This is a genomic window from Bradyrhizobium sp. USDA 3315 (assembly GCF_054056795.1).
Window position 1 is genome coordinate 781,680 of the sequence record NZ_JBSRYP010000001.1, and the last position, 16,567, is coordinate 798,246.

At 64.3% G+C, this 16,567-nt stretch carries 18 protein-coding genes; 5 read left to right on the forward strand and 13 right to left on the reverse strand.

Features of this window, described 5'->3' with window-relative positions; genetic code table 11:
- Positions 1 to 34: 34 nt before the first annotated feature.
- The 4 genes from ACVIYL_RS03510 to ACVIYL_RS03525 all read left to right on the forward strand — a co-directional run bounded on the left by ACVIYL_RS03510 (position 35) and on the right by ACVIYL_RS03525 (position 2,796).
- Complete coding sequence (locus ACVIYL_RS03510) at positions 35 to 652, forward strand: GNAT family N-acetyltransferase (protein ID WP_456777758.1); 618 nt, start codon at positions 35 to 37, stop codon at positions 650 to 652.
- Between the two features lie 11 nt (positions 653 to 663).
- Entirely contained in the window at positions 664 to 831 is a 168-nt protein-coding gene (locus ACVIYL_RS03515) for a hypothetical protein (RefSeq protein ID WP_456777759.1), read from the forward strand.
- A gap of 92 nt (positions 832 to 923) precedes the next feature.
- The gene (locus tag ACVIYL_RS03520; RefSeq protein WP_076827703.1) at positions 924 to 1,313 is read left to right on the forward strand and encodes a RidA family protein; all 390 of its coding nucleotides are present in this window, start codon (positions 924 to 926) and stop codon (positions 1,311 to 1,313) included.
- A gap of 40 nt (positions 1,314 to 1,353) precedes the next feature.
- A complete protein-coding gene (locus ACVIYL_RS03525; RefSeq protein WP_456777760.1) occupies positions 1,354 to 2,796 on the forward strand; it encodes a homospermidine synthase in 1,443 nt (480 codons plus the stop codon).
- Positions 2,797 to 2,922: 126 nt separating this feature from the next.
- Here ACVIYL_RS03525 and ACVIYL_RS03530 read toward each other — a convergent pair whose 3' ends face one another.
- The 13 genes from ACVIYL_RS03530 to ACVIYL_RS03590 form a co-directional block, all read right to left on the reverse strand.
- Positions 2,923 to 3,663 carry an acetoacetate decarboxylase gene (locus ACVIYL_RS03530; protein ID WP_456777761.1) on the reverse strand — a complete coding sequence of 247 codons (741 nt, stop codon included), beginning with the start codon at positions 3,661 to 3,663 and terminating at the stop codon, positions 2,923 to 2,925.
- Between the two features lie 119 nt (positions 3,664 to 3,782).
- Positions 3,783 to 4,115, reverse strand: a complete 333-nt coding sequence (locus ACVIYL_RS03535; protein ID WP_253604469.1) for a hypothetical protein — start codon at positions 4,113 to 4,115, stop codon at positions 3,783 to 3,785.
- Between the two features lie 81 nt (positions 4,116 to 4,196).
- Positions 4,197 to 4,913, reverse strand: coding sequence for an MgtC/SapB family protein (locus ACVIYL_RS03540; protein ID WP_038384367.1), 717 nt, complete (start codon positions 4,911 to 4,913; stop codon positions 4,197 to 4,199).
- Between the two features lie 98 nt (positions 4,914 to 5,011).
- Entirely contained in the window at positions 5,012 to 6,031 is a 1,020-nt protein-coding gene (locus tag ACVIYL_RS03545) for a WD40 repeat domain-containing protein (protein ID WP_176937088.1), read from the reverse strand.
- Positions 6,031 to 7,086: a CobW family GTP-binding protein gene (locus ACVIYL_RS03550; RefSeq protein WP_225163849.1), complete on the reverse strand. Its 1,056-nt coding sequence runs from the start codon at positions 7,084 to 7,086 to the stop codon at positions 6,031 to 6,033. The genes ACVIYL_RS03545 and ACVIYL_RS03550 overlap by 1 nt, the downstream gene beginning before the upstream one ends.
- Before the next feature lie 55 nt (positions 7,087 to 7,141).
- Positions 7,142 to 8,014, reverse strand: a complete 873-nt coding sequence (locus ACVIYL_RS03555) for a metal ABC transporter substrate-binding protein (RefSeq protein ID WP_253604471.1) — start codon at positions 8,012 to 8,014, stop codon at positions 7,142 to 7,144.
- 5 nt (positions 8,015 to 8,019) lie between these two features.
- A complete protein-coding gene (locus tag ACVIYL_RS03560) occupies positions 8,020 to 8,889 on the reverse strand; it encodes a metal ABC transporter permease (protein WP_168857863.1) in 870 nt (289 codons plus the stop codon).
- 5 nt (positions 8,890 to 8,894) lie between these two features.
- Positions 8,895 to 9,650: a metal ABC transporter ATP-binding protein gene (locus ACVIYL_RS03565; protein WP_456777762.1), complete on the reverse strand. Its 756-nt coding sequence runs from the start codon at positions 9,648 to 9,650 to the stop codon at positions 8,895 to 8,897.
- Positions 9,651 to 9,655: 5 nt separating this feature from the next.
- Entirely contained in the window at positions 9,656 to 9,850 is a 195-nt protein-coding gene (locus tag ACVIYL_RS03570) for a hypothetical protein (RefSeq protein WP_038384372.1), read from the reverse strand.
- A gap of 1,140 nt (positions 9,851 to 10,990) precedes the next feature.
- Positions 10,991 to 11,311, reverse strand: coding sequence for a LysR substrate-binding domain-containing protein (locus ACVIYL_RS03575; RefSeq protein ID WP_456777763.1), 321 nt, complete (start codon positions 11,309 to 11,311; stop codon positions 10,991 to 10,993).
- 70 nt (positions 11,312 to 11,381) lie between these two features.
- Positions 11,382 to 12,122, reverse strand: a complete 741-nt coding sequence (locus tag ACVIYL_RS03580; protein WP_057016230.1) for a class I SAM-dependent methyltransferase — start codon at positions 12,120 to 12,122, stop codon at positions 11,382 to 11,384.
- A gap of 24 nt (positions 12,123 to 12,146) precedes the next feature.
- Complete coding sequence (locus ACVIYL_RS03585; protein ID WP_253604473.1) at positions 12,147 to 13,634, reverse strand: glycoside hydrolase family 71/99 protein; 1,488 nt, start codon at positions 13,632 to 13,634, stop codon at positions 12,147 to 12,149.
- A gap of 441 nt (positions 13,635 to 14,075) precedes the next feature.
- Positions 14,076 to 14,993: a LysR family transcriptional regulator gene (locus ACVIYL_RS03590; protein ID WP_456777764.1), complete on the reverse strand. Its 918-nt coding sequence runs from the start codon at positions 14,991 to 14,993 to the stop codon at positions 14,076 to 14,078.
- Positions 14,994 to 15,243: 250 nt separating this feature from the next.
- Between ACVIYL_RS03590 and ACVIYL_RS03595 the strand changes: the two genes are divergently transcribed.
- Positions 15,244 to 16,557 carry an MFS transporter gene (locus ACVIYL_RS03595; protein ID WP_456777765.1) on the forward strand — a complete coding sequence of 438 codons (1,314 nt, stop codon included), beginning with the start codon at positions 15,244 to 15,246 and terminating at the stop codon, positions 16,555 to 16,557.
- Positions 16,558 to 16,567 lie beyond the last annotated feature (10 nt).

Below are 16,567 nucleotides of genomic sequence, written 5' to 3' on the forward strand. Positions count from 1 at the left end.
ACGACATGCCGTTGCAAGCGGGGACTGACGTGCCATGACTGCAAAACGGAACACCCCCGTTGCCCTCATCCGAGATGCCGCCCCGTTCGCGATCCGTGCGGAGCGTGGCTCGGACGTCGTCGCACGCGAAGCGCTGCTGGATGCCTGCTTTGGCTGTAATCGCCATACGCGCACCTGCCAGCGCCTGCGCGACGGACGCGCGCCCGCCGAAGGCCTGAGCCTTGCGGCCGTGCGCCAGGAAGGCCGGCTGGTTGGAACCGTGCGGTTGTGGCACGTCAGCGCGGGGGGCCGCAGCGCGCTGATGCTGGGGCCGCTGGCAGTCGATGACGACTGCCGCGGCCTCGGCGTCGGCGCCGCGCTGATGCGGCGTGCGCTGGCGGTGGCCAAGGCGCGCGGCCACGGCGCCGTGATCCTGCTTGGCGATGCGCCCTACTACGCCCGCTTCGGCTTCACGGCGGCCAAGACCGGCGAGCTGTCGCTGCCGGGCACGTTCGAGCGCGAGCGGCTGCTCGGCGTCGAGCTTGTCGCAGGCGCGTTGGATGGCGCCTGGGGCATGATCACGCCGACCGGCGCGCCGCTGCCCGAGGCCAAGGCACCGCGGACGCGATCCCGGACCCGGAAGGCACCGCTCGCCGTGCCGCACGCGGCGTAAGGCGGGCCGCCATGTCGGAGCACCTTCCCATCACCGATGGCGCGCGCCCGCGTTGGCGTGGCCTCGTCACCACGGTCATGCTGATTCTGATCTCGGTGATGATCGTCAGGGATATCCTGGGCCGGCGCTGGACCGGCACGCCGCCATCGTCGCCGGACAGCACGCTGCAGTCCCATTAGTGCCGGCCGCACCAGGCCTGAACCAAGGGGTTGCGCGGGCGCCAAAAATGCCCGTAAACCCCGCGCAAAGCCATTTTCAGTCGAGGTCCAATATGTCCCGCCGCCTGATTTCCACCGGCTCGCCCTTTGAGAAGACCGCCGGCTACAGCCGTGCCGTGATCGACGGCGACTTCGCCTTCGTCGCGGGAACCACCGGCTATGACTACGCCACGATGACCATGCCGGCAGATGTCACGAGCCAGTCACGGAACTGCTTCAAGACCATCGAGGCCGCCCTCAAGGAGGGAGGCTTTGCGATGGCCGACATCGTCCGCGCGACCTACTACCTCACCGACGCCCGTGACGTGGATGCCCATTTCGCGGTCTGCGGCGAGGTCCTCGGCGACATCCGCCCGGCCGCAACGATGCTGATCGTCGCGGGGCTCTACAAGCCCGAGATGAAGGTCGAGATCGAAGTCACCGCGAAGCGTCGCAACCCCTGATCCACCCTATCCGCCGCTAGGCACTCTCCTGGAGAAAATGATGAGCCCCGCCTCGCAGATCTACGCGAAGATCACAGGTCCCATTGTTATGATCGGCTTCGGCTCGATCGGCAAAGGCACGCTGCCTTTGATCGAGCGGCATCTCGATTACGACAAGTCGCGCGTCACCGTGATCGACCCCAAGGACGAGGGCCGCAAGGCGCATTGCGAGAAGCACAACGTCAAATTCATCCAGAAGGCCGTGACCAAGGACAATTATCGCGACCTGCTGAGCCCGCTGCTCACCGAAGGCGGCGGCCAGGGCTTTTGCGTCAATCTGTCGGTCGATACCGGCTCGACCGATATCATGGAGCTGTGCAACGAACTCGGCGCTCTCTACATCGACACCGTCAACGAGCCCTGGCTCGGCTTCTATTTCGATTCCTCGAAGGGCCCGGAAGCGCGCTCCAATTACGCGCTTCGCGAAGTGACGCTGGCCGCCAAGAAGGCGCGCCCCGCGGGCTCGACGACGGCCGTCTCCTGTTGTGGCGCCAATCCCGGCATGGTCTCATTCTTCGTCAAGCAGGCGCTGCTCGACGTCGCCGCCGATCTGAAGCTCAATGCCCCGAAGCCGAAGACCAAGGCCGAATGGGCGGACTTGATGCGGCAGGCCGGCGTGAAGGGCATCCACATCGCCGAACGCGACACCCAGCGCTCCAAGTCGCCGAAGGAGCCTGACGTCTTCGTCAACACCTGGTCGGTGGAAGGTTTCCTGTCGGAAGGCGTGCAGCCGTCCGAACTCGGCTGGGGCACCCATGAGAAATGGATGCCCGAGAATGCGCACACCCACGAAGCCGGCTGCGGCGCCGCCATCTATCTGATGCAGCCCGGCGCCAACACGCGCGTGCGCACCTGGTGCCCGACCCGCGGCGCGCAGTATGGCTTCCTCGTCACCCACAACGAGTCGATCTCGATCGCCGATTACTTCACGGTGCGTGACGCATCGGGCACGGCGATCTATCGGCCGACCTGCCACTATGCCTATCACCCGGCCGATGACGCCGTGCTGTCGCTGCATGAAATGTTCGGCCGCGCAGCGAAGATGCAGGAAAAGCACCACATCCTCGATGAGAACGAGATCGTCGACGGCATCGACGAGCTCGGCGTGCTGCTGTTCGGCCATGACAACAATGCCTACTGGTACGGCTCGCAGCTCTCCATCGAGGAGACCCGCAAGCTCGCGCCGTATCAGAACGCCACCGGCCTGCAGGTGACGTCCGCCGTGCTCGGCGGCATGGTGTGGGCGCTGGAGAATCCGAACGAAGGCATCGTCGAAGCCGACGAGATGGATTTCGATCGTCTCTTGGAAATCCAGCTGCCGTATCTCGGCCCGGTGAAGGGTTTCTACACCGACTGGACCCCGCTGACGGATCGTCCGGGACTGTTTCCGGAAGACATCGACACCAGCGATCCCTGGCAGTTCAAGAATATTCTGGTGCGCTGACAGGGTCATCCCGGGATGCGCGCTTAGGCGCGCAGACCCGGGATCTCGAAATCGTGGCGCGAGATTCGCAGGTGCGCGAGTGCGCACCATGGTCCATCGCCGACGCGATGCCCCGGAATGACTTCGTCATCTCGCCATGTAGTCGAACGCGACCGAGCCGAGGCCGAGCGTCAGGTCTGCCTTGAAATGCAGCGCCGAGACCACCTCGCGCACCGGCAGGCGGGCGACGTCGCACAGCGCGTGCGGAAACAGGCCGAGCGCGGCGGGGCCGGTCCAGGCCTCCTTCAGCGTGATGTCTTCCAGATGAAACCGCACCAGCTCGCAGATCCGCGGGCTGCCGTCGACATGCGGGATGATCTTCAGAATGAAGTTCGGCGCCGTCATCGACTTCAAGACGGTGTCGTGGTCGACCTTGCGATGCTTGTAGCCCATGGTGGCGGAGGCGCAGAGCACCGAGCCGTAATGCAGCGAGCCGACCAGCACATCGCTCTCGACCTCGATCCTGGGCTTTGCCAGCTTCTTCGGAAATCCCCACAGCTCGCGGCCGCCGGCGATCGGGCCTTCATCGTCGAGATACATTGCGTGGGTGTAGGCGCCCTCCTCACCCCTGAAGCGAACCGGGATCACCTGCCCGGTCTCGGTGTAGTCGCCGAAGCCGGTCGAGTCCGGCATGCGGATGAACTCGTACTTCACCACCGGCTCGGCGACCTCGAGCGGCTCCGGCACCACGGCGGCGAGCGCTTCCAGGTCGGTCTTGTAGGTGATGATGAAATATTCGCGGTCGAAGAACCGGTAGGGCCCCGGCGGAAACGACGGGTTGGTGAGCGGCATCGAATAGGCGGTGCGCCGGACGTCCTCGATCTTCATGGCAGGCCCCATCTGTCGTTGGCGAGACGACAGATTATGGAGGGCGCCGGCGGCGGAGGCGAGACCGTATAATCGGCAGCGTCCGTCAAATCCGCGTCACAATGCGGGCCGCGGCGCGCTTACTTTTTCTCGATCGGCGGCGCGGTCTTCTCCGCGGGCGCGGGCGGCAGCACCGGCTTGGCGCCGGACTTCCGTGCCTCATCGTCGGGACGCGCGGGCTGCGGCGCCGGCGTGGTCGGCCGCTCGCCGCCGGGCTTCGACTCGGCCGGTGGCGCCGTCTGCTGCGGCTCGGGCGTCGGCGTCGGTTGCAGCGGCTGGGTCGCCTGCGCGATCTCTTGCGGCGGAGCGGCATTGATCGCGTGCAGCGAAAGCACTGCGATCGCAACGCCCGCCGCCACCAGCGTCGAGGCGATCAGCATGTCGATTCGCAACCTGGTCCGATCCACAGCCATCTCGTTCACCTGCGCCTTGTCCGCGGGGTCAACGATCCCGCCACGGCATGGTTCCGAAGCGGTGCCTGCGGGAACCTCGGCTCAATCCGTGGTGCTGACCTCCCAGGTCGCGTGCCGCACGCCGGGCTGATGCTGCAGGTCGACCACCACGGCGTTCAACTCGTTGGGCTCGACCGCGGTCGAGACCAGCGTCGCCACGATCTCGAGGAAGTCGTCGCCGGCCTCGACCACGTCGACATCGGCAACCGGGTAGTTCGCTGCCTCCAGCTTCTCGACCAGGCGGTCGCGCATGTCGGGCAATGCCTCGGGAGTGACCGCGAGCTTGAAGTAGTAGGTCGCCTCCGAGGCCTTCTCGTTCAGCGGGATGCGGTTGATGGCGTTGACCAGCGGACGCAGCAGCGTGTTGCCGGCGATCACGAACACGGTCAGCGCCGCCGCCTGCGCCACGAGGTCGGCACCGGCGCAGGAGCCGACCGCGGCCGAGGCCCATAGCGTGGCCGCGGTGTTGAGGCCGCGCACGTCCATGCCCTGCTTCATGATGACGCCGGCGCCGAGGAAGCCGATCCCCGACACCACATAGGCGATCACCCGCACCGCGCCGTCGGCGCCGGCCAGATGCATCGCGAGGTCGACGAAGGCGGCAGCGCCGACCGCGACCAGCACATTGGTGCGCAGACCCGCGGTGCGCTGTCGGTACTGCCGCTCAGCGCCGATCAGGGTGCCGAATACAAAGGCCGTGGTCAGGCTGACCAGCGTGTCGATGAAGTCGGCGAGCTGGAACGTGGTGAGAAATCGCATGACGCTGCGGCCCCGGCGCGAGCTTCGTCTTTTGACGCGTTTTCTTCACGCGAACCGGTACCCACTTCGCTCGAAAACGCTTCGTCTGCCGCGATCTCTTACATTTCCACGATGCCCGCGTCACCATCTTCCGTGCCGAAGGCGAGCAGCGTGCCCTTGGCATTCCATCCGAGCGCCGACACCGCCGTGCCGGCGTTCCGGCGCACCAGGATCTCGGCGCCGTCCTCGAGCCGGACCATCAGCACGGTGCCGTCGGCATAGCCGACCGCCATGATGTCGTTCTTCGGATGGCAGGCGACCACGGCGACCCGCGCCGGCATCGGCGCCAGCATCGCCGGCTCCTTGCCCATCGGGCCGTCCTTGCTGGTGAACGGCCAGACGATCACGGTATCGGCGCCCGAGGTCGCGAGCCCCTTGCCGCCGACACTCCATGACATCGAGCGCACCCGGCCGGGATAGCCGCTCATCCGCATATGCCGGTTGTCGGCGAGCCGCCAGCCATGCATCGCGGGCTCGTGCATCGCGGTGACGAGGAATTTGTTGTCCGGGCTGAACATGACGGCGAGATGCGAGCCGGCCCATTCCAGAAACTCCGGATTGGCCGCCATGTTGGGAAACCACAAGGTCACGCCGTTGTAATGCGCGATCGCAAGCCGCAGGCCCTTCGGCGCAAAGGCTAGCCCGCCGACGGTCGACGGTACCTCGAAGGTTTTTTCCTCGCCCTTCGGATTGCGCACGAACGCGGTCTTGCCCGCCGACCATGCCAGCGTGCCGTCGCTGTGCAGGGCGACGTTGTCGATCCAGCGCCGCTTGGCGTCGGTCGCAATGACAGAGGTCTCGCCCTTGGCGTCGATCGCGATCAGCTTGCCGTCGTCACCGCCGGTGACGAGCCGCTTACCGTCGGAGGCGGCGCACAGGATGGCGCCGAAATGCGTCTGCGTCCGCGTGATCTCGCCGTCGGCGGTCGCGATCGCAACGCCCTCCTCGGAGCCGACGAAGAACGCGCGGTCGCCGAGGAAATGCACCGAGCTCACCGCCGCGCCGAGCGGCAGCGGCTTGACCCGGTCGGTGATCGAAACGATGGAAGAAGGGGCCTCGCCCGGATCGAACTCTTTCATCACGTGGTGATGCACTGCTCGAAGCCGTCGCGGATCGCCTGCTCGGGCAGTTCGCGACCGATGAACACGACGCGGCTCTCGCGCTTCTCGCCGTCCTTCCATTTCCGCTGATGGTCGCCCTCCAGCATCATGTGGACGCCCTGGAACACGTAGCGGTCGTCATCGCCGGTGAAGGCGAGGATGCCCTTCGAGCGCAGGATCTTCTGGCCCTCGGTGGCGACGAGCTGCTGCAGCCAAGGCATGAACTTGGTCGGGTCGAGCGGCTTCTCCGAACGCAGCGACAGCGATTGCATGTCCTCGTCGTGATAATGCTTCAACCCGGCATGGCCGTGCTCGTGATCATGGTGGTGGTGATTATGATCATGGTGATGATGATCGTGATCATGGTCGTGATCGTCGCCGGCCTCGAGGAAATCCGGCTCGATCTCCAGGATGCGGTCGAGATCGAACGCGCCGCGCTCCAGCACGTCGGTCAGCCCGACCTGGCAACGCTCGGTGCGGTGCAGCTTGGCATAGGGATTGATGCCGCGGATGCGGGCTTCGACCTCGGCGAGCTCGGGCTTGGAGACCAGGTCGGTCTTGTTCAGCACGATGACGTCGGCGAACGCGATCTGGTTCTTGGCTTCCGGCGCGTCCTTGAGGCGGTCACTCAGCCATTTGGCATCGGCGACGGTCACGACCGCGTCGAGCCGGGCGTTCTTCTGCACGTCCTCGTCGACGAAGAAGGTCTGCGCGACCGGCGCGGGATCGGCAAGGCCGGTGGTCTCGACGATGATGGCGTCGAACTTGCCCTTGCGCTTCATCAGGCCGTCCATGATGCGGACGAGGTCGCCGCGCACCGTGCAGCAGACGCAGCCATTGTTCATCTCGAACACTTCCTCATCGGCGCCGATAATGAGGTCGTTGTCGATGCCGATCTCGCCGAATTCGTTGACGATGACGGCGTATTTCTTGCCGTGGTTTTCCGACAGGATGCGGTTCAACAGCGTGGTCTTGCCGGCGCCGAGATAGCCCGTCAGCACGGTCACAGGAATTTTTTGCGAAGCTTCAGCCATAACAACTCCGAAGGAACTTAGGGCCGCGCTCAATCCAGGCAGGGAGGCCCCTGCCCTACTCGGCGAGCGCGCTGATCAGGGCCTTTATATTGTGCCTGACCATATCAATGTAAGTGGGTGCATCGCCCTTTTCGGCCGTCAAACCGTCCGAATACAGGGTGCCGCCGACCCGGGCGCCGGTCTCGGCCGCGATCCGCTCGATCAGGCGGGGATCGCTGATATTTTCGAGAAAAACTGCCGGAATTTTCGCAACCTTGATCTGGGCGATGATGGCGGCGATATCGCGCGCGCTGGGCTCGGAATCCGTGGACACGCTGAGCGGCGAGAAGAACGTGACGCCGTAGGCGTCGGCGAAATAGCCGAAGGCGCCATGGGTCGAGATCACCTTGCGCCGCGCCTCCGGCACTTTCGCCACCGCCTCATGCACCTCGCGGTCGAGCGCCTCGAGCTTGGCCAGATAGGCGTCGGCATTGGCCTTGAAGATGGCTGTGTGGTCGGGGGCCGCGGCGATCAGCCCGTCGCGAATATTGACGACGTAGATCTTCGCATTGGCCACGGATTGCCAGGCATGCGGATCGTCATGCCCGCCCATCTTTCGTGGCATGATCCCCTTGGTCGCCACCGCGACCGGCGCCTTGCTGCCCGAGGCCTGCAGCAGCCGCGGCATCCAGCCCTCGAAGCCGAGACCATTGATCACCACGAGCTTGGCGTCGGCGACCTTCTTGGCATCCGCCGGCGTCGGCGCGTAGACATGCGCGTCGCCGTCGGGCCCGACCAGCGCCGTCACGTCGACATTATTGCCGCCGACATTGCGCACCATGTCGGCGAGGATCGAGAAGCTCGCGACGACATTGATGCGCTCGGCGGCGCGCGCCGGTCCACTCGCCAGCAGCAGCGCCAGACCAATCAAACCGAACAATCGCCGCATCGTACTCACGCCTCGAGATGGCGGCCGGGAAACAGCTGCCGCACCAGGCCGCTGACATTACCGAACAGCAGCGACACAATATACAGCCCCGCCGCGACCAGGATGATCGCGGGGCCGGATGGAATCCGGGTCTGGTACGACAGCACCAGTCCGGCATAGCCCGACAGCATCGCGCTCACCACCGCGATGCAGATCATGGTGGTGATGTCGCGCGACCAGAACCGCGCAATGCCCGCGGGCAGGATCATCAGTCCGACGCCGAGCAGCGTGCCGAGCGCGTGGAAGCCGTTGACGAGGTTGACCACGACCAGCGCGAGGAAGGCGAGATGCGCCGGCGCGCCGGCCCGGCTCACGGTGCGCAAAAACACCGGATCGACGCATTCGATCACCAGCGGGCGATAGATCACCGCGAGCACCAGGAGCGTGAGGGTGGCGTTGAACGCGATCACCAGCAGCGTCTGGTCGTCCATCGCCAGGATGTTGCCGAACAGCACGTGCAGCAGGTCGATATTGGTGCCCTTGATGGACACGATGGTGACGCCGAGCGCGAGCGAGACCAGATAGAAGGTCGCAAGCGAGGCGTCCTCCTTCAATTCGGTGGTGCGGGCGACGAGGCCGGCGAGCAGCGCCACGGCAAAGCCCGCGATCAGGCCGCCGGTCGTCATCGCGAACAGGTTGAGCCCGGACAGCAGGAAGCCGATCGCCGCCCCCGGCAGGATCGCATGCGCCATGGCGTCGCCGACCAGGCTCATCCGCCGCAGCATCAGGAACACGCCGATCGGCGCACCGCCGAGCGACAGCGCGATCACCGCCGCCAGCGCGCGGCGCATGAATTCGAATTCGGTGAAGGGCGTGACCAGCGCGTCGGATAGCATCGGCGTCAGGCGGCCCGCGAGCGTGGATCGGCGGCGCAGGCCGCGGCGCTATCGTCGAACGCCTCGCACATCCGCATTGCGACCATCAGATTGTCCGCCGTCAGCGCCTCGACGGTCGGTCCCCATTCGACCGGGCCGCGCGCCAGCAGCAGCGTCTCCGGGAAATTGTTGCGCACCATGTCGAGGTCATGCAGCGCCGCCAGCACGGTGCGCCCCTCGCCGTTCCACCGCTTCACCAGCGCCAGCAGGTCGGCGGTGGTCTTGGCGTCGATGGCGTTGAACGGCTCGTCGAGCACGATCAGCCGGGCGTCCTGCAACAGCACGCGCGCGAACAGCATGCGCTGGGTCTGGCCGCCGGACAGCGTGCCGATCGGGCGGTTCTCGAATCCGTTGAGGCCGACGGCGGCGAGCGCCGCCAAAATCTTCTCGCGCGCGGCCTTGCCGATGCCGCCGAAGAAGCCGGTGGAGCGCCACAACCCGGTGCCGACGAAATCGAACACCGAGATCGGGAAGCTGCGGTCGATGTCGGCAGACTGCGGCAGATAGGCGATGTCGCGATGATCCAGCCCGTCGAGATCGATCACGCCCGACAGCGGCTTGAGCACGCCGGCGATGCCGCGCAGCAGGGTCGACTTGCCGGCGCCGTTCGGGCCGATCACGGCGAGCAACGCACCCGCCTCGACGGCGCCATTGAGATGATGCACCGCCGGGTGGCGGTCATAACCGAGCGTGACGTCACGGAAGGTAACAAGAGCAGCCACAGGTCTCACCTCATCGCCAGCCAGACGACAGCCCACAGGCCGGCACTGACCGCGAGCGCCGCGAGCAGTCGGGCCGGCACGGGCATGCGCAGGATCGACCAGTGCGCGGCCTGCGCCGGATGCGCGTGCGGGGCGTGGCTGTGCCCGTGGGGATGGGCGTGGCCGTGATGGTGGTCCTCGTGGGTGTGCGTATGCGCCATGCAACGACTGTTATATTATAACATAACGCGAGTCTACAAAGGAGGAACTCATGGCGGACCCGCAAAACCGGGGAGATTTGAGCCGCGGCGAGGGGCAAGTCGTTTGTCTACCAGCTTGTCTATGTGAGCTAGACCCAAAGATGCCATTCCCGTCACCCTGAGGTGCGCGCAGAGCGAGCCTCGAAGGGCGACGGCCCGGCTGGTGGCCGTGCATCCTTCGAGGCTCGCAAGAGCTCGCACCTTGGGATGACGGGATGTAGAGCAGATTCAATTGTCAAACAGCCGAGCACGCGGTGTCATCACGCGCGCGGGCCGGTGATCCAGTATTCCAGAGGCAGTCGTGCCTGAGCCGAGAGGCCGCGGCGTACTGGATCGCCCGGGCTGAACTGCGAGCCGGGCGATGACAGCCTTAATGGTGACGCAGCTTCGCATTCTGGCGGCATGTCCGATCGGCGCGTGAGGAAAATATCGGCGGAAGGCTTCGACGACGGAGAGGCAGCCCCTATGCGACCAGCACGTAGACCAGCATGACAGCGGTGATCGCCATCCAGACGAGCGAGAGGCGGAAATACAGCAGGTCCCAATTCATGGGCGCGAGCGTACACGCCCGCGCTGACGCCAACCTTTCACCAGGTTAAAGCATCGCGGATTTATTAACTAAGCACGCCAGCGGAATGGATCAGTGGTTGGCACGCCGAAAGACACAGCCCTGGCCCTCAATTTATGAACATGGCAATCGCCACGAGGATGACCGGGCTCAGCCCCATCAGCACGACAAACACGCTGTAAAGTAGGTTGCCCATAACGCCGCCCTACGTTGGAAGGGGAAGCTATGCCGGGAGGAACTCGGCAAGCCAGTGCAGTTTGTGCCAGCGGTGTTCGAGCTTTGGGAATTACCCAGTTATCTCAGGTACCTAGCTGGACACCCCGTAACACTACGGGGCGACACAGCTCAGGCAGAGAAAAGGGCGACGAGCGCCACCACCGCCAAAGCGGTAGCGACGCACCCTGCGATCATGACCCAGTCCTGACGCTTCGCCATGCCGGACACGCTCACCCGGCCAGCGCAGGTCGCGTTGACCTAGGTCAACCGGCCAAAATCATTCATCGGCCGTCGAGGCATCACGCAACGAGGCAGCCTCACGCCTCGCGCGCGTAACTCTTCAACCTTGCCTCAAGCACCGCGATCACCTGGTCGCGGACCGGATCGCGGGAGCCTTTCAGCCAGGCGGCGGCGAGCGGCAGGCGGCCGGCGCTGCTGCCGCGCGTCAGGCGGAGCGGCACAAAGCGGACGCCGGGGATCGCCATCCGTGCGGTCCAGCGCGGCACGATGGCGACGCCGAGCCTTGCTGCGACCATGTTGACGATGGTCTGCTTCTCGTCGGCGATCTCCTGGATACGCGGCGTCAGCCCGGCCTCGAACAGCTTTTTATGCGGCCAAGACGTGAATGCCCGGCGCAAGGCCGGGCATAACGCGTTGTGGGGGAAGCGATCGAGCTCGTGTGCTCTCCGGCAAGAGCCGGGCGCATCGTCACAGTGCGGGGGTCCACCTGTTGCGATGACGGTAGAGCTTTGACAGGCTGAAGTTTCCGACCTCTTGTTCGCCCTTGCGGAAAATGGCTATCGCCTTCTGAACGCTCATTTCCGAAATGATATCGGGCCGGCTCCCACAGAGCATGACGAGCTCGAAGATCAGATTGGTGAGGGCGGGCATATCGGTCCATTGCTGCGTCTGATAGGGCTCCTCCCAATGAGCCCAGGCCCAATCTTCGATCAGATAGAGACCATCGCTCTTGAGATAATGGAAGGACGCCTCGAAGCTTGCTCGCGAGAGCTCGTATTGATGCGAGGCGTCGTCGATAATCATATCTATTCGCTGGCCGGGGAATTCCGTCCTGATGATGGTCTGGACGCGCGCGGTGTCGCCTTGCGACGTATTGTAGTATAATTTGACGCGGTCCGTCAGACCGTGGTCGCGGATCAGGCCAAGCACCGCTGGGCTCGCAGGTCTGATATCGATCCCGACGAACTTGATACGTTCCTCGATCGCGGCAAGAAGCAAAGCCGAACCACCTTCGAAGATGCCGAATTCCAGGATATTGGTAACCCCGTTCTCGCGAATGAGGCTTTTGTAGCGATCAATCATCCCGCGGTTCTTGATGATCGCGATGGAATCCTTCGTCGTCCTGGCATCATTGAAGTTCTGCCTGATCAGGCCAAACTTCATGTTGTTGATCACGAAGGTATTCTCATCACTCCAGACTTCATCCATTGGGAACCCCCTGTCGATATTGACTCAATTAACTGATCGCTGTTGTTTGCCCTGTGGCGTGCAGAGCCTCTCCTGCCAGATAAGCGGTATTTTTTCTCCATCCTCCGACGGTGCTTGGCGCAATTCCTCGCCTGCAATCTGCATGCCTGGCGGACATGGCCACGCAGTTGTCATCGAATCACTGGCCGATTTGCATCCGGCGCCAGCCGTTGTAGTTGAGATCGATGACGAACCGACGGCACACGCCTTCGGATCGATCCGCGTCGGCCACACCAGCTTGAACGGCGGAAGTGTCGGGCGTCGGCCCGCCGCGTTGGCGATCACTTTGAGACGCCGCACGCCTTCAGACAGCGTCGGCTGAATCCAGCCGCCTTCGGAGCTCTCGTTCCAGGCATAGATCACAACGCTCTTGAAGCGATCGTTGCGCGGATTGTTGGCCGCCTGACTGATTGCAGCACGGATTTGCCGTGTCCATTCCTCATCGGTGGCAGGTTGACACCAGTCCGGATTCGGCTTGCGAGTTTTCAGTTCCTGAGGATCGCGCAAAGCCGGTCGATAATCCCAGCCAAGCGTCACGGTTGGTAGGAAGCCTCCAGAACCATTCTGGGCTTCGGCTTGCCAGGCTTTCTGTGCAAGAGCCGCGCAACTGGCGTACGGCAGGGATTTTCCATTCGACCCAAGGGCGGTCGCATATGTACTCGCCGCATCAAATCCTATCCTGTGAGCAACGGGCTCCGTCTCGGACAGGTTGAAGAGCAAGGCAACCAGGTAGAGATCTCGGCCGGTCGCGGCCTTGACCCGATCCCTCATATCCTTCAGGGCCGCCTTTGTACCCTCTTCACCCCCAAGCCCCTTTATCCACGGGGTCATCGTACCAAGCAGGAAGAACACAGGCGCCGAGCCGTCGCTCGCCCGCATGTAATCCGGCCCAGCTACCGCTTTGCTGATTGCATCACTCACCATCGGCACATCACGAGGGGGGAATGACAGGTTGAAATTCAGCGCGTATTTGATGCCGAGCTTGTCTGGAAGCCGAAGAAAATTTCCCAACGCCCGATTGAGCGCCACGGCTCGACTGGGATCGCGTCCCCAGGACGAACTCTCCAGGTAGTAGCCGAAGATGAAATAATCCAAGCCTGCGGACTTCGCGTAATGCACGTCCGCATTCAGTGCTCGTTCGGTGTTTCCGGGAAAACCGAGATTTCCGTTCGGCAGACGCTCTGTGTAATACGGAGCGCGCGCGCGCAATCCAGGGTCGGCCAGGACCTGCCCATAGGGACTGTCGAGACTCCAATTGTCCCACCGAATGGCACCTAATGAGACCTTGCTCGACGAGGCCGGTGCCGCAGTTGGTGCGGCGGGCGCTGCGGGTGCCACGGCGGAAGGACTGCCCTTGCTCACCTGAGCCATGGCTGGGAATGAGGAGACTGCCGTCGCAAGCACAACAAGCAGACGGATCGAGCAGTGTCGGGCTGTCCACATCATCACTTTCCCTTGGTCCAAAGCCGCCATGATGCGGCTCGGGATTTCGGTTGTTACTCGACATGCATTCAAGAAGTAACAAAGGGCGCTTATGTGGCGGCGCACTGCAATCGTATCCGTTGAAGCGGAACATCGATGCAACAGCGTGACATCAGACTTGCCTTGGTTCTCGCGAGCATTGCGCCGCGATTCACATTAGGTCGAAATAGAACGGGATCGGTGGAACTTTCTGCGCCATGCGTTTCAGTTGATCGAGGAACTTTCTGCCGCCGAAATGGGCACAGGTGTTGCCGCGCTCCATGCCTCGCGACGACACGGTTGAAAAATCGAATGATCCTTCCATTGGTTGAAGACAGAGGCTCCGCGTTTTGCAACACAGGTCCCGAATCCATCGATCCGCAAAACGCGTGGTGGAATGGATTCCGAGCTCGCGCTTCGCACGCCCCGGAATGAAGAGAGAGAGGGACGTGTTCACGCCTCGCGCGCGTAACTCTTCAACCTTGCCTCAAGCACCGCGATCACCTGGTCGCGGACCGGATCGCGGGAGCCTTTCAGCCAGGCTGCGGCGAGCGGCAGGCGGCCGGCGCTGCTGCCGCGCTTCAGGCGGAGCGGCACAAAGCGGACGCCGGGGATCGCCATCCGTGTGGTCCAGCGCGGCACGATGGCGACGCCGAGCCTTGCCGCGACCATGTTGACGATGGTCTGCTTCTCGTCGGCGATCTCCTGGATACGCGGCGTCAGCCCGGCCTCGTCGAACAGTTTTGTCGTCAGATCGTGGCTGTGCGGCCGCGAGCGGCGTTCCGGCACGATCAGGGGCTGATCCGCGATGTCGGGCAGCACGATCTGCTTGCGCCGCGCCAGCGCGTGCTTGTGCGACAGCGCCACCACGGCGGTCTCCTGCAACAGCGGGACAAACTCGATGCGGCGGTCGGGCCGCTCCGGCGGGCGCACAAACGCAAGGTCGAGCGCGCCAGACAGCAGCTTCGGCAGCAGGCGGATGGTCTTCTCCTCGAGCAGTTGCACCGCAACATCAGGATGGGCGGCGCGGAGGTCGCGCAGCAGCGGCGGCAGCAGGCCGGCCGCCGCGCTGTCGATCGCGCCGATCCGGAAGCGGCGCGCCTGTGGCTTGCGCAGCCGACGGCGAAAGCCGTTCTCGATCGCCTCAGCGCGGCCGAGCAGCGCGCGGCCCTCGCGCAGCAGCACAGCGCCGTCCTCGGTCAGCGACACCGCGCGCGTCGTGCGCGCGAACAGCCGCACCCCGAGATCCTCCTCCAGCAGCTTGATGTGGCGGCCGAGCGCCGACGGCATCATCTGCAGGCGCTGCGCCGCGCGGCCGAAATGCAGTTCCTCGGCAGCCGCGACGAAGCAACGAAGCTGGTGCAGTTCCAAGACGTCGCTTCCTTATGCCCCGCGTTCGTCATGGCCGGGCTTGTCCCGGCCATCCATGTCTTTTCTTTGCCGCCAAGACGTGGATGCCCGGCACAGGCCGGGCATGACGCCAAGTGAGGTCGGGTCCGATTATATCATTTTTTTGTATAAACCGGCGCGGATTGAAGCGGAAGGGCGCGAGCTTCTAGGCTTCCCGGTGGCGCGCGACAGGCGCCGTCCCAACAAACAAGACGAACCCGGGAAGAAGCCCATGGAAAGCCAGCTTGGCGCGCGCGTATTGCGCAAGATCTCACTGCGCATCGTGCCGTTCATCATGCTGCTGTACTTCGTGGCCTTCATCGACCGCGTCAATATCGGCTTCGCCTCGCTGACCATGAACAAGGACATCGGCTTGTCGCCGACCGTCTATGGCTTCGGCGCCGGTATCTTCTTCTGGGGCTACTTCCTGTTCGAGGTGCCCTCCAACATCATCCTGCACAAGATCGGCGCGCGGATCTGGATCGCGCGGGTGATGATCACCTGGGGCCTGGTCTCGGCGGCGATGGCGCTGGTGCAGGGCGCGACCAGCTTCTACGTGCTGCGCTTCCTGCTCGGCGCCGCCGAAGCCGGCTTCTTCCCCGGCATCATTCTCTATCTCTCCTACTGGTTCCCGGCGCGGCAGCGCGCCGCCGTCACCGCGCTGTTCATGGCGGCGGCGCCGCTCTCAACCGTGCTCGGCTCGCCGCTCTCCGGCGCACTGCTGGAGATGGACGGAATGCTCGGCTTCAAGGGCTGGCAATGGCTGTTCGTGCTGGAGGCCGTGCCCGCCGTGCTGCTGGGCTTCGTCGTGCTGGGCTTCCTGACCGACCGGCCGGAGCAGGCCAGATGGCTGGCCGACGACGAGCGCGCCTGGCTGGTCAAGACCATGAAGGCCGAGAACGACGGCAAGGCCACGACCGCGAGCCACAGCATCTGGCGCGGCCTCGCCGACCCGCGGGTGCTGGCGCTGGCGCTGGTCTATTTCGGCACCTCGGCCGGGCTCTACACACTTGGGGTGTGGGCGCCGCAGATCATCAAGGCGTTCGGCCTGTCGTCGATCCAGGTCGGCTTCCTCAACGCCGTACCGGCGACGGTTGCCGTCATCGCAATGGTGCTATGGGCGCGACATTCCGACCGCACCGGCGAGCGCACCTGGCACGTGGTGCTGGCCTGCCTGATGGCCGCGGCGGGACTTGCGCTCGCCGGGCTGTGGACCGGCCTTGCCGCCGTGATCGCGGCGCTGACCCTGGTCAATATCGGCATCTCCTCGTCGAAGCCGCCGCTGTGGAGCATGCCGACCATGTTCCTGTCCGGCTCGGCCGCAGCGGCCGGGATCGCCACCATCAACTCGATCGGCAATCTCGGCGGCTTCGTCGGGCCGGCAATGATCGGCTGGATCAAGGAGCGCACCGGCAGTTTCGACGGCGGTCTTTATTTCGTCGCCGGCCTCCTGGTGCTCTCGGGCGTGCTCACGCTGCTGCTGTCGCGCGCGCAGAGCGCGCCGGCACAATCCGAACCGCAACCCAATCCCGTGCGAACCCGCTAACCATCGATCG